Source organism: Actinoplanes sp. NPDC051411, from assembly GCF_040682075.1.
Lineage (GTDB): Bacteria > Actinomycetota > Actinomycetes > Mycobacteriales > Micromonosporaceae > Actinoplanes.
This window is the reverse complement of sequence record NZ_JBFBAD010000018.1, coordinates 57,470-69,682: the sequence shown is the minus strand read 5'-3', so window position 1 is coordinate 69,682 and position 12,213 is coordinate 57,470. Positions and strand designations below refer to the sequence as shown.

General features: G+C 71.6%; 11 protein-coding genes. 6 read left to right on the top strand and 5 right to left on the bottom strand.

Going from position 1 to position 12,213, the window contains the following annotated elements:
* The 4 genes from AB0M88_RS12870 to AB0M88_RS12855 all read left to right on the top strand — a co-directional run bounded on the left by AB0M88_RS12870 (nt 1) and on the right by AB0M88_RS12855 (nt 4,133).
* Nucleotides 1–822, top strand: coding sequence for a hypothetical protein (locus AB0M88_RS12870; protein ID WP_364099897.1), 822 nt, complete (start codon nt 1–3; stop codon nt 820–822).
* A complete protein-coding gene (locus tag AB0M88_RS12865; protein WP_364099894.1) occupies nt 792–2,309 on the top strand; it encodes a hypothetical protein in 1,518 nt (505 codons plus the stop codon). The genes AB0M88_RS12870 and AB0M88_RS12865 overlap by 31 nt, the downstream gene beginning before the upstream one ends.
* Nucleotides 2,306–3,031: a glycosyltransferase family protein gene (locus AB0M88_RS12860; protein ID WP_364099891.1), complete on the top strand. Its 726-nt coding sequence runs from the start codon at nt 2,306–2,308 to the stop codon at nt 3,029–3,031. The genes AB0M88_RS12865 and AB0M88_RS12860 overlap by 4 nt, the downstream gene beginning before the upstream one ends.
* A gap of 82 nt (nt 3,032–3,113) precedes the next feature.
* Nucleotides 3,114–4,133: a spore coat protein gene (locus AB0M88_RS12855; RefSeq protein ID WP_364099888.1), complete on the top strand. Its 1,020-nt coding sequence runs from the start codon at nt 3,114–3,116 to the stop codon at nt 4,131–4,133.
* Here AB0M88_RS12855 and AB0M88_RS12850 read toward each other — a convergent pair.
* The 4 genes from AB0M88_RS12850 to AB0M88_RS12835 form a co-directional block, all read right to left on the bottom strand.
* Nucleotides 4,120–5,133, bottom strand: a complete 1,014-nt coding sequence (locus tag AB0M88_RS12850) for an NADPH:quinone reductase (RefSeq protein WP_364099885.1) — start codon at nt 5,131–5,133, stop codon at nt 4,120–4,122. The genes AB0M88_RS12855 and AB0M88_RS12850 overlap by 14 nt on opposite strands.
* Nucleotides 5,134–5,142: 9 nt before the next feature.
* Nucleotides 5,143–6,615 carry an MFS transporter gene (locus AB0M88_RS12845; RefSeq protein WP_364099882.1) on the bottom strand — a complete coding sequence of 491 codons (1,473 nt, stop codon included), beginning with the start codon at nt 6,613–6,615 and terminating at the stop codon, nt 5,143–5,145.
* A gap of 131 nt (nt 6,616–6,746) precedes the next feature.
* Complete coding sequence (locus tag AB0M88_RS12840) at nt 6,747–7,793, bottom strand: S66 peptidase family protein (protein WP_364099880.1); 1,047 nt, start codon at nt 7,791–7,793, stop codon at nt 6,747–6,749.
* A 43-nt stretch (nt 7,794–7,836) separates the two neighbouring features.
* On the bottom strand, nt 7,837–8,439 hold the full coding sequence (locus AB0M88_RS12835) for a TetR/AcrR family transcriptional regulator (RefSeq protein ID WP_364099877.1): 603 nt from the start codon (nt 8,437–8,439) through the stop codon (nt 7,837–7,839).
* A gap of 74 nt (nt 8,440–8,513) precedes the next feature.
* Between AB0M88_RS12835 and AB0M88_RS12830 the strand changes: the two genes are divergently transcribed.
* Entirely contained in the window at nt 8,514–9,770 is a 1,257-nt protein-coding gene (locus tag AB0M88_RS12830; RefSeq protein ID WP_364099875.1) for an FAD-dependent monooxygenase, read from the top strand.
* A 119-nt stretch (nt 9,771–9,889) separates the two neighbouring features.
* On the top strand, nt 9,890–11,452 hold the full coding sequence (locus tag AB0M88_RS12825) for a HipA domain-containing protein (protein WP_364099872.1): 1,563 nt from the start codon (nt 9,890–9,892) through the stop codon (nt 11,450–11,452).
* On the opposite strand, the gene AB0M88_RS12820 is transcribed toward AB0M88_RS12825, so the two are convergent.
* Nucleotides 11,449–12,072, bottom strand: coding sequence for a response regulator transcription factor (locus AB0M88_RS12820; RefSeq protein WP_364099869.1), 624 nt, complete (start codon nt 12,070–12,072; stop codon nt 11,449–11,451). The two genes, AB0M88_RS12825 and AB0M88_RS12820, sit on opposite strands and share 4 nt — an antisense overlap.
* Between the last annotated feature and the right edge of the window lie 141 nt (nt 12,073–12,213).

Here is a 12,213-nt window from a genome sequence, read left to right as displayed (position 1 = left end):
GTGCACCACGCCAACCACTTCTACGGCCACGCGCACGTGCTGGCGGAATACTGCGGCCTCGATCCGGAGAACCCACCCCGGATCAACGGCTATCTGCAGCACGGCTGGAACGTGGTGGACGGCCTCGGCGTGGGTACGCCGTACCTGCCGGGCCAGCCCATCTTCGTGTGGTCGGAACGGACACGCCGCCGGGCCTGGTCGATGGGCCGGCGGCAGGCGACCGTGGTCGGCGCCCCCTTCCTCTACCTGATGAAGATCGCGGAGCAGCCGCCGGTCGAGCGGAAGGGCACCATCTGGTACCCGTTCCACGGCTGGGAGGGGCAGTACGTCAAGGGCGACCACCAGCGGATGATCGCCGAGATCACCGCCACCGAACCGGGGCCGATCACGTTCTGCCTCTACTGGCACGAGTTCCGCAACAACCGCATCCGGTCCGCGTACGAGAAGGCCGGCCGGGTCGTCTGCCACGGCTACCGCGGCTTCCAGTTCCGCGACACCGACACCCGGTTCCTGCACAACCAGCTCGACGAGCTACGCCGGCACGAGCGGGTCGCCTCCAACCGGCTGAGCAGCGCGGTGTTCTACGGCGCGGCGGCCGGCTGCGCGCCCGCGGTCTACGGCGACCCGATGCGCCTGCAGGACGAGCACCGCCCGACCGCCGACCGGATCCGCCGGGAGTGGCCGGAGCTGCACGGCAAACACCCCGATCCGGTGGCCGGCCGCGCCGCGGCCCTCGCTGAGCTGGGTGAAGGCTATTTGGCCTCGCCCGAGGAGCTGCGCATCATGATCGGGTGGAGCGACGAACGGACGGCGGCGGCATGATCCGGATGATCGGCGGGGAGATGCCCGCCTTCACCGAGGTGCGCGCACCGGCCGGCGGCGCGCTCTACGGCTACCTGGCCGACCAGCTGCCGGCCGGGGCGGACGTCCTGGTCGCCGGCCCGCACGCGGCCGGCCTGGTCGAGACCCTGGCCGCCCGGACCCGGGTGACCTGCCTGCTGCGGTCCCAGCCCGAGGCCATCGAGCTGGACGCGCGCGGGCTCGACGTGCAGTGCGGCACGATCTCCAAGCTCACCGACGTCGAACGGTACGACGTGGTCGTCGCGCTGGACGGCCTCGACCGGCTCTGCTCGGTCGAGGGTCCACAGTACGACTGGTCGGAGACCCTGCAGGTGCTCAAACGGACCCTGCGCCCGGGCGGCATGCTGCTGCTCGCGGTCGAGAACGAGCTCGGCGTGCACCGGCTGGTCGACCCGGCATCCCCGACCGCGGCCCAGGACGACGCGGCGTGGCGGCCGCTCGGCGAGTTCGACACCAAGCCCGGCAACCCGACCCGGCTGGCCGCCCGGCTGGCGGCCGAGGGCCTGGCCGTCGACTGGCTGGGAGCGGCCTGGCCCCTCCCGGAGGCGCCGACCCTGATCGCCACCCCGAACGCGCTCGAGGACGGCCCGGTCGACGCCCTGGCCGCGGTCGCCGCGAGCGCGGTCTCCCGGGCGTACGAAAAAAAGAGCGTGCTCTCCGATCCCCGGCGGCTGGCCGCCGCGGCCGTGCGAGGCGGCCTCGGCGCCGAGCTGGCCGCCGCCTGGGTGGTCGTCGCCTACCGCGCCCCCCGGCCGGCCCTGGTCCTCAACCTGCCGCCGGCGCTCACCTTCAGCGGATCGATCTTCGAAGTCGGCCCGGACGGCGAGGCGGGCTGGACCCGCCGCGCGGTCCGCGGCGAGGCCCCGGACGGCCCGATACCGGCCGGCCGGTTGCTCGAAGAACTGCTGCTCGGCGCGGCCCTGCGGCACGACCTGCCGACGCTGCGCCGGCTGCTCACCGGCTGGATGGCCACGCTACCCACGTGGACCGCCGACAACGTAGTCGTCGACCACGACCGCTTCGCCCGGCTCGACCCGGCCGTCCCCGAAACCGAGGACGCGCTGCGCCGGTTCGGGCAGATCCTGCTCGGCGGGGTATATCCCCACCCCTGGCCGGCCGCCACCGATCTCGACACCCTCACCGCGATCCTGCGGGGCGCGGCCGGACTCCCGGCCGGCACCCCGGTGCCGGCCCCGGCCGGCGAGCCACCGGCTCCCGACTCCCGCCGGGAGCACGAAGAGCAGCTGAGGGCCCTGCACCGGCGGCTGGCCGACGCCACCTCGCAGGTGCAGTGGTACGAGGCCGAACTCGCCAAGCGCGACGACCAGCTCCGGGACGCTCAAATCAAGATCGAAACCTTCAGCGGCAACCTCTCCTACCGTGTCGCGCGGCTCGGCCTGCGGGCCGCCCGCCGGGCACGCACCCACCTCCGCAAAGGAAATCCATGACCACCCTCGGCATAATCCAGGCCCGAATGGGCTCGACCCGGCTGCCCGGCAAAGTGCTGCGCAAGCTGGCCGGGCGCACGGTGCTCGACCGCGTGGTGCGCTCGGCCCGGGCCAGCGGCGTCATCGACGACCTGGTCGTCGCCACCACCACCGAGGCGATCGACGACGCGGTCGAGGCGGAGTGCGCCACGATCGGCGTCGACTGCTACCGCGGCCCGGTCGACGACGTGCTGACCCGCTTCCTCGGCGTACTCGAGACCCACGACAGCGACAACGTCATGCGGTTCACCGCCGACTGCCCGCTTCTCGACTCCCGCCTGGTCGCGATGGCCGCGCGGGTCTTCGAGGCGGCCGGCGTCGACTACCTGACCACCTCGATCGCCCGCACGCTCCCCCGCGGGCTCGACGTCGAGATCGTGCGTACGCCGGTGCTCAAGGGCATCGACACGCTCGCCACCGACCACCACCGCACGCACGTGACCTCGTACATCTACACCCACGCGGACGACTTCGACGTGATCGGGCTGACCATGCAGCCCGACCTCTCGCACCTGCGGCTGACCCTCGACACCGAGGACGACTGGAAGCTGATCGAGGCGATCATCGGCCACTTCGGCGACGAGCCGGTCGAGGTGCGCGAGCTCGCCGACTGGCTGGCCGGCCAGCCCGATTTGGTGCTGCTCAACGCGCACGTCGAGCAGAAAGCTCTCATCCAGGCATGATCGACTGCACCGAGCGGCACCCAGCCGGACCTGAAGACGGCGCTGAAGGCGAGGGCCAGAAGAGCATGCCAAGGTGCACAGCATGACCGTCACGGTCGGAATCAGGACGGACGCCGGGGCTCGGCGCGGCGTCGGGCATCTGGTGCGCTGCGTCGCGCTGGCCGAGGAACTGATCGAGCGCGGCGTGGCGGTGAAGTTCCTCAGCGACCTGGGCGGCCTCGCCTGGGCCGAGCAGCAGCTCACCCGGCGCGGCCTGCCCTGGCATCCGGCGCCCTACGACCCGGTCGGGCTGGTCGCCGCCTGCGAGCGGCTCGACCTGGACGCGCTCGTGATCGACTCGTACACCCTGCCGACCGAGCACAGCGTCGCGGTGCGCCGGACCGGGCGGCCGGTGCTGGCCGTCGTGGACGGCGACTTCCGGGGCCAGACCGCGGACATCTACGTCGACCAGAACCTGGACGCGGCGATCACCACCGACGACGCGATCGGCCTGGCCGGGCTCGACTACGCGCTGCTGCGGACGTCGGTGCGGCAACTGCGCCCGCTCGAGGCGCCGGTGCACCTCACGTCGCGTACGCCCAAGGTGGTCGCCTTCTTCGGCGGCACCGACGCCTACCGGGCGGCCCCCCAGATCGCCCGCCTGCTCACCGCGACCGGGGTGGCTTTCGACGCGACCGTGGTGGCGGCCGACGAGAGCCTGCGCGCCGACCTGATCGCGGTCGAGGCCGGGCCGGGCCAGCACTTCGAGATCATCGCGCCGACCGACGACCTGCCCAAGCTGCTGGCCGGCGCCGATCTCGCGGTCAGCGCCAGCGGCACGTCGACCTGGGAACTGCTCTGCCTCGGGCTCGCGTCGGCGCTCGTCTGGGTCGTCGACAACCAGATCCTGGGCTACGAGCGGACGATCGCGCACGGCTACGCGGCCGGGCTGGGCCGGCTCGGGCAGTTCACCGACAAGTCGGTCGCCGTGCTGCGGGAGCTGCTGACCCTGCCCGGCTCTCGGGCCGCGCTGGCGGTGCGGGCCTGGGAAGCGGTGGACGGCCGGGGCGTCGAGCGGGTCGCCGACGTCCTGCTGGCCCGGACCGGGCCTAGCCTTCGCTGATCTCGATCACGACCTTGCCGGTGACGTGCTGCTCGACCGCGGCGTGCGCGTCACCGGCCTGCTCGAACCCGAACCGCACGATCGGCAACCCGGCCCGCTCACCAACCCGGAAGGCGCCCGCGTCGACCGCCTCGGCGACGGCCGCGACCGCCGCCTCCTTCTCGGCGTCGGTGGTCGTGTAGGTCAGCACGAAATCGAGGCTGACGTTCTTCAGCATCGCCTTGAACGACGGCACCGAGAACTTGCCGCCCACGTAGATCGCGATGTTGCCGCCCGGCGCGACCGCGTCGAGGTCGGCCTCGAGGTTGTCGGTGTTGACCTCGACGATCACGTTGGCTCCGCCCGGCGCCAGCTCGCGCACCCGGGCCGCCAGATCCTCCTCGCGGTAGTTGATCACCGCGTCGGCCCCGGCGGCGGCCGCCAGCTCGGCCTTCTGCGGGGAGCTGACCGTGGTCAGCACGGCCGCGCCGGCCCACTTGGCGAGCTGGATCGCGGCGTTGCCGACCGCGCCCGCCCCGCCCGCGACCAGCACGGTCCGGCCGGACAGCGCGCCCGGGGCGAGCCGGGCCGGCCCGTCCGAGGCGACGGTCAGGCACCGGTGCGCGGTCAGGGCCGGGATGCCCAGGGCCGCGCCGACCTCGAACGGCACGTCGTCGCCCATCTTCACGACCTGGCGGCGCGGCGCCGTCACGTACTCCTGAAGCGTGCCGTTCTCGCGGCCGTAACCGGCGTCCCAGAGCCAGACCCGGTCGCCGGGCCGCAGGCCGGTGACGCCCTCGCCGATCTCGTCGACGACGCCGGCGCCGTCCTGGTTGGGCACCCGCGGCGGCTCGACGCCGTCCGGAACGCCACGCCCGGCCCGGGTGCCGGTGTCGGTCGGGTTGACCGCGGAGAGCACGATCCGCACCCGGACCTCGCCCGGGCCGACCGGCGGCATCTCGCGTTCGACGATCTTCAGGACATCGACGGGACCGGGTTCGGTGAAGACGGCTGCACGCATTTTCTTAGATTAAGCGGCGGTTCGGGAGGGATGCACGGGCGGACTGCACGGATCGCAGTACGTCTTCACCGGGTCGGGCTCGTTCTTCGAGAGCCGGTTGGGGATCGTGAAGAACGCCAGCACGCCGCCGCCGACCATCAACGCCGCGCAGAGCAGCATCGAGTTGCGGTAGACCGGGTGCAGGTCGGCCGCGTCGGTCAGGTTGCCCGAGCCGAGGCCGGCGGCCAGCGGCAGGATCGCCACCGAGAGCAGGCCGGCCGCCCGGGCGACCGCGTTGTTGACCCCCGAGGCGATTCCGGCGTGCATGTCGTCGAGCGAGCCCAGCGCGGTCGACGTGAGCGGCGCGACCAGCGCGCACAGCCCGAGACCGAAGATGATCACCGCGGGGAGCACCCCGGTCACATAGCTCGTGCCCGGGCCGATGCGGCTCATCAGCAGCAACGCGACCGCGCAGATGATCGGGCCGGCGGTCATCGGGATGCGCGGCCCGATCTTCTGGCCGAGAGCGCCCGAGCGGGCGGACAGCAGCAGCATCAGCACGGTCACCGGCAACAGCGCGATGCCACTGGTCAGCGGGCTGAACCCGGCGACCACCTGGAGGTTGACCACGACCAGGAAGAAGACGCCACCGTTGGCCGCGTAGACCAGGAACGTCACCAGGTTGGCCCCGCTGAACGCCTTGCTCCGGAAGATGTCCAGCGGCAGCATCGGGTGCTTCGAGCGCCGCTCGCCGAGCACGAACGCGACGAGCCCGGCCACGCCGGCCACCAACGAGATCAAGACCGCCGGATCACCCGGCCCGTGCGCGGTCCAGGCGGTGAAGCCGTACGTGAGTCCGCCGAGCCCGATCGCGCCGGTGAGCACCCCGGCCACGTCGAACTTCTGCGTTGCCATCGGGCTGCGCGACTCCGGTACGTGCCGGGCCGCCACCGCGAGCACGAGCACCGCCAGCGGCACGTTGATGAGGAAGATGTAGCGCCAGTTGCCCAGCTCGACCAGCCAGCCGCCGAGGAACGGGCCGAGCGCGCCGCCGATGCCGCCGAGCCCCGACCAGGCGCCGATCGCCCGGGCCCGGTCGCCGGCCACGAACGACGCCTCGAGGATGGCCAGCGCCCCCGGGGTGAGCAGCGCGCCGCCGATGCCCTGGAGCACGCGGGCACCGACCAGCAGGCCGATATTCGGGGCGAGGCCGCAGAGCAGCGAGGACGCCGCGAACCAGGCCACGCCGATCATGAAGATCCGCTTGCGGCCGAGCCGGTCACCGAGCGAGCCGCCGAGCAGAACCAGCGCGGCCAGGCTGAGCGCATAGCCGTTGACCGTCCACTGCAGACCGGCGGCCGACGAGTGCAGGTCGCGCCCGATCATCGGCAGGGCGATGTTGACCACGGTCGCGTCGATGAACGCGAGGCTTGAACCGAGCACGGTGGCGAGCAGGACCCAGCGACCGGGGGCCGTGCCGTATCGGACCAGGCGATCTTCCATGGCGCCGACGCTACGCCCCCCGGGTGGCGGTCAGGCCGATCGGCCGCCGGGTGGAACGCTTTGCCAGACTGGCCCGGTGATCAGGACGGCGCGACCCGAGGACATTCCGGCCCGGCGTCGCCTGGAGGTCTTCAGAAGTGCGCCGTGATCGTACGGGCCGGCCCGTCGATGGTCATCCGGCCACCGAACGGCAGCACCCACTGCGGTGTCGTGTGCCCGAAATCGACCCCGCAGACCGCCATCGCCGATGGGTTGTACATCTCCAGCGCCCGCAGCACCGCCGCCCGCTGATCGTCGCGGAACTTCTGCCGCTCCTCCTGCGGCGGCCGGTGCCTCTGGTTACTCGCCTTGGCCGTCGCCACCACGACGGCCGGGAACTGTTCGAGCAGCCCGCGCTCCCCCGCGTTCCGCAGCATCCAGAAGACCTCCTGGGCCGACGGCATGTCCTCGGACGTCTCCAGCAACAGCACGCACCCGGCGTAGTCGGCGGACGGCCGGATCCACCGGTTGGCGGCCAGGTTCCACGACATGATCTCGAGGTTGCCGCCCCAGGTCGGCGCAGTCACCACTCGGTCGGGCCGGTGCCACTGCCAGCCCGGACTCGGCACCTCGGGCGCCGCTGAGGTCAGCGCCTCCGGCGACGACCAGCTCAGCTCCTCGTCGCTGAAGCTCTCGACCGACGTGATCTGAAGGTCGGTGGTCTCGAAGAGAGCCGCCCGCAGCGACGCCAGGTGCGGGGCCTCCACGCCGGCGCCCCGGCCGAGGTGCACCTGGGTCGAGCCGCCGTGATAGGCGGCCAGGCCGTGCAGCCAGAGCCAGTTGAGCAGGTTGGTGTTGTCCGAGTAGCCGAAGAACGGCTTCGGGTCGGCCCGGAACGGCGCCGGATCGAGGTGCGGCAGCACGGTGATCTGGTCCTCGCCACCGATCGTCGCGAAGACCGCCCGGATCGACGGGTCGGCCCAGGCCGCCATCAGGTCGGCGGCGCGCTCGGCCGGCGACGAGCCGTATTTGCGGGTGGCCGGGAACTCGACCGGCTCCAGCCCGAGCTCGTCCCGGATCCGGCGCATGGCGAGCTCATGCATCTCGGGAAACCGGCTGGGCGCGGCGAACGAGGGCGAGACGACGGCGACCTTGTCACCGGGCCGGAGCTTGGGCGCAACGATCAGACTCGGGCTCATGCGCGTCATTGAACCGGGCCGGCCGGCCGGGCGACAACGAGTTTCAGCCGGGCTCGCCCAGCCGCGCGATCACGAGTCTCAGCTGGGCCGCGTAGGTCTCGCGGAACTCGTCCGACTCCGGGTCGAGGCCGGTGAACTGCCGCGCGACGTGCGGGACCACGGTCGGCGCCAGCACCGCACCGAACAGCAGCAGCATGAGGTGGGCCGGATCGAGGTCGGCCGAGATCTCGCCCGCCTCTTGGCGGCGACGCAGGTCGTCGACCATGCCGAGGAAGAACGGCTCGTCGTCGGGCGTGCTGTCGGCCAGGCCGCCCCAGATCAGCATGCGGGCCCAGGGCCGGTTGTCCGCGTTGATCCGCAGGAACTCGGCGACCACGTCGGCCAGTCCTCGCCCGGGGTCGTTGGCCTGTGCGCTGGTGTCGCGCCAGCGGCTCTGCAGGGCCTTGAACAGGCCCTCCTTGCCGTCGAAGTAGTACGAGATCAGCTGCTGGTTGACCCCGGCCCGGCGGGCGATCGCACTGATCCGGGCACCGGCGTAGCCGTGCTCGCCGAACTCGACCAGGGCCGCTTCGAGCAGGCGCTCGCGGGTGCGCTCGGGATCGCGTTTGCGGTCCGGTCCGCGCGGCGACCGGCGGGGCTGCGTCACGGTGATCACGGTAGCAGGTGAACTAATCATGCAGACGTTTGACAAAGTCACTTATCCATCTGAGACTCGATCGCATGAGCGAAATCCATGTACTGGTGATCGGCGGCGGAATCGGCGGGCTCTGCCTGGCCCACGGCCTGCGCCGCAGCGGCGTCCGGGTCACCGTCTTCGAGCGCACCCGGGCCCGCACCGACTGGCTGCAGGGATACCGCATCCACATCAATCCGCACGGCAGCCGGGCCCTGCACGACTGCCTGCCACCGGAGGCCTGGCAGCGCTTCCTGGACACGGTGTCGGTGAGCGGCGGCGGGTTCGGCTTCGTCACCGAGCAACTGCGTGACCTGCTGCGATACACGGCGTCCGAGATCCTGCCGGAGACCGGTCCGGCCGAGGGTCACTACGGCGCCAGCCGGCTCGGGCTCCGCGAGGCCCTGCTCACCGGCCTCGGCGACGACGTGCTCCGGCTGGGTGCCGAGTTCGAGCGCTACACGCTCGGGCCCGACGGGCGCGTCACCGCGCATTTCACGGACGGCGGCACGGCGACGGGCGATCTGCTGGTCGGCGCCGACGGCGCCAATTCACGCGTACGCCGTCAGCTCCTTCCGCACGCCGAGAGGATCGACACCGGCGTTCTGGCGATCGCGGGGAAGCACCGCCTCCCGGACCCGGCCCTGCCACGGGTCCTCACCGAGGACACCAACCTGGTGCTGCCGGGTCGACGCGGTTCTCTGTTCACGTCGGTCTGGCACCCCGACCGGGCCGCCGTGACGACAGCGGGCGCACCGCAGTCGTTCCTGCTCGACCGCTCCACGGCGTACGCGATCTGGGGTTTCTCGGATGCGACCGCGACCTTCCCGCCCGGCGTGGAAACGCTGGCCGGCGGCGATCTGCGCCGGCTCGTCCTCGACCGCACGACCGGGTGGGCACCCGGCCTGCGCGACCTGATCGGCGGCTCCGACCCCGACACGATCAACGCGATCCGGGTCCGCAGCGCCACCCCGGTCGGCCCGTGGGAGACGGGCCCGGTCACCCTGCTCGGCGACGCCGTCCACAACATGACCCCGATGGCCGGCATCGGCGCCAACACCGCGCTGCGGGACGCCGACCTGCTGCGACGCGCCCTACTCGCCGACGACCTGCTCCCGGCCGTGCACAGCTACGAGGAGCAGATGCGCGGCTACGGCTTCGCCGCGGTCGCGAAGTCCCTGCGCAATGCCCGGATGGGCGCCTCCGGCAACCGCCCCGCCCGCCTCGCCTTCCGCACCGCCCTGCGCACGGTCAACGCCATCGCCCCGCTGAAGCGCAAATTCGCCACCGGCCTCGGCACCTGATCTCGTGCACGTACTCGCACAGCAATTCCGATGTGCGCGTTCGTTCCTAATACTGTGCACGAATGCCACCGCGCCCTACGATGTGCAAGTCCGCTCTCAACTGCGGAAGGAGCACTCGGATGCGCATCGACAGCCCCGGCAACCTGGGCAGATACCTCCGCGAGCAGCGCCGGGTGGCCGGCTTCAACCAGACCGATCTGGCCGCGGCGGCCGGGGTCAGCCGACGCTGGCTGGCCGACCTCGAGGCCGGCAAGCCCTCGGTCGAGCTGGGGCTGGCCTTGCGAGTCATCGCCGCGCTGGGCCAGTTCGTCGACGTGCAGCCGGGATCGACCACCAACTTCGACCTCGACACCTATTTGGAGCCTCCGACGACCGCCGCCCAGCAGTCAACGACCCGGACCCTGGTGGCCGTGCTCGGCGGAGTCCGGATCGGCACCCTCACCCAGAGCGCGGGCGGCAAGCTCACGTTCTCCTACGACCACGACTATCGGCAGTCGCCCGATGCGATGCCGCTGTCCCTGTCCATGCCGTTGTCCGCCGCTGATCACGACGGTCCCGAGGTGCGCGCCTTCTGCCGAGGCCTCCTGCCCGACAACGACGGCGTGCTGGAGCGGTGGGGCCGCGACTTCCACGTCTCGGCCGGCAACCCGTTCGCGCTGCTCAACCATGTCGGCGAAGATTGCGCGGGCGCGGTGCAGTTCGTCGGACCGGATCGGCTCCGGGTGATGCTCGCCGGCCTGGGCTCGGTCGAGCCGCTGACCGAGGAGCAGGTCGCCGGCCGGCTGCGGGCGCTGCGCCGCGACTCCTCGGCCTGGCACCTCTCGAGCGGCGGGCAGTTCAGCCTCGCCGGAGCGCAGGCCAAGACCGCCCTGCACTGGGACGCGATCAGCGGGCAGTGGGGTGATCCGTCCGGGGTGGTGCCGACCACCCACATCCTCAAGCCCGCGATCACCGGATTCGACGACCACGACCTCAACGAGCATCTGTGCCTGCGGGCGGCCCGGCTGGCCGGCCTGCGTACCGCCTCGACGAGTGTCCGCTCGTTCGCCGGCGAGCGGGCGATCGTGATCGAGCGCTACGACCGCCGCTCCGGTCCCCGCGGCTCCGTGGTGCGCGTGCATCAGGAGGACATCTGCCAGTCGCTCGGTGTGCTGCCGACGACCAAATATCAGAACGAGGGAGGCCCCTCACCGGAGCAGATCGTGGCGCTCATCCGGCGTGCGGTCGGCCCGCCCACCGTGGCCGAGACCGAGGTCGGCCGCTTCGTCGACGCCCTGGCGCTGAACTGGCTGATCGCCGGCACCGATGCGCACGCCAAGAACTACTCACTGCTGATCACCGCCTGGCAGGTCCGGCTCGCTCCGCTCTACGACGTCGCCAGCATCCTGCCGTACGACGACGTGCACCTGCCGAAGCTGCGGCTGGCCATGCGGATCGGCACGGAATACCGGGTCACCGCCATCACCGGACGCCGCTGGGCGACCTTCGCCGAGCGAAACGGGCTCGATCCGGAGCGGGTCGTCGCTCGGGTCGGCGAGCTCGCCGCTCTGCTTCCCGGCGCGTTCCGGAAGGCCGCGGCCGACGACGACGTCGTCGCGCTCGATTCCGACCTTCCGGCCATGCTGGCCGACCGGGTCGCCGAGCACGTCGAGCGGTGCCAGGCCGCCCTGGCCCGGCGCTAGATCATGCCGGCCCGCAGGGCGTAGGCGACGGCGTGGGAACGGTTGCGGAGCTTGAGGCGGTGGGTGACGCCGTAGATGACGTTCTTGACCGTGCGCTCGGAATAGCAGAGTTTGCCGGCGATCTCGTTGGTGTCGAAGCCGTCGGCCATCAGGCGGAGGACGTCGATCTCGCGCGGGGTCAGGCCGGACGGGTTGAGCCCGTTCGGGGTGAGCACGTCGCGCTGCATGCGCTCGACGTGTTTGAGCAGCTCACCGACGAGGTTGGGGGGCATCACGCCACCGCCCGCGGCCGCCGCCTTCACGCTGTGGGCGAGCCGTTCGGCGGTGACCGCCGCCCGGGGCAGGATCGCCACCACCCGGCACTCGACCGCGGTGAGCAGTTCCGCCTCGGCGATCTCCTGGACCACCAGCACCACCGGAATGCCCGACTCGGTTCCGGCCCGGCGCAGCGAGGCGACCACGTCGGAGGAGAGCCGTTCGGCCGCCATCACCAGCACGTCGGCCTCGGCGCGCTGCGCCGGGCGCAGCACGGTGACGTCGGTGCGGTACTGCATCAGCGCGGCCAGACCGGCGTGGCTGAGCGGATCGGTCGCCTGCAACGAGACCCGGACCTGTTCCATGACTCCACCTCCCAGTAGCGAAGTGAGGTCAGTCTCGGAGAAGCTCCTTCAGAGAATCTTCATGGATCCTTCATGCCTCCGTGAAGGATGACAGCCCAGTTCACCAGAGGTCCGAAGGACGGCGGAAGCGGGACGAAGCAG

Excerpts from the sequence above, each read along its gene's own strand:
- AB0M88_RS12855 (WP_364099888.1), top strand. The coding sequence starts at position 3,114 with ATGACCGTCACGGTCGGAATCAGGACGGACGCCGGGGCTCGGCGCGGC.
- AB0M88_RS12820 (WP_364099869.1), bottom strand. The coding sequence starts at position 12,072 with ATGGAACAGGTCCGGGTCTCGTTGCAGGCGACCGATCCGCTCAGCCAC.
- AB0M88_RS12825 (WP_364099872.1), top strand. The coding sequence starts at position 9,890 with ATGCGCATCGACAGCCCCGGCAACCTGGGCAGATACCTCCGCGAGCAG.
- AB0M88_RS12860 (WP_364099891.1), top strand. The coding sequence starts at position 2,306 with ATGACCACCCTCGGCATAATCCAGGCCCGAATGGGCTCGACCCGGCTG.
- AB0M88_RS12830 (WP_364099875.1), top strand. The coding sequence starts at position 8,514 with ATGAGCGAAATCCATGTACTGGTGATCGGCGGCGGAATCGGCGGGCTC.
- AB0M88_RS12840 (WP_364099880.1), bottom strand. The coding sequence starts at position 7,793 with ATGAGCCCGAGTCTGATCGTTGCGCCCAAGCTCCGGCCCGGTGACAAG.
- AB0M88_RS12845 (WP_364099882.1), bottom strand. The coding sequence starts at position 6,615 with ATGGAAGATCGCCTGGTCCGATACGGCACGGCCCCCGGTCGCTGGGTC.
- AB0M88_RS12850 (WP_364099885.1), bottom strand. The coding sequence starts at position 5,133 with ATGCGTGCAGCCGTCTTCACCGAACCCGGTCCCGTCGATGTCCTGAAG.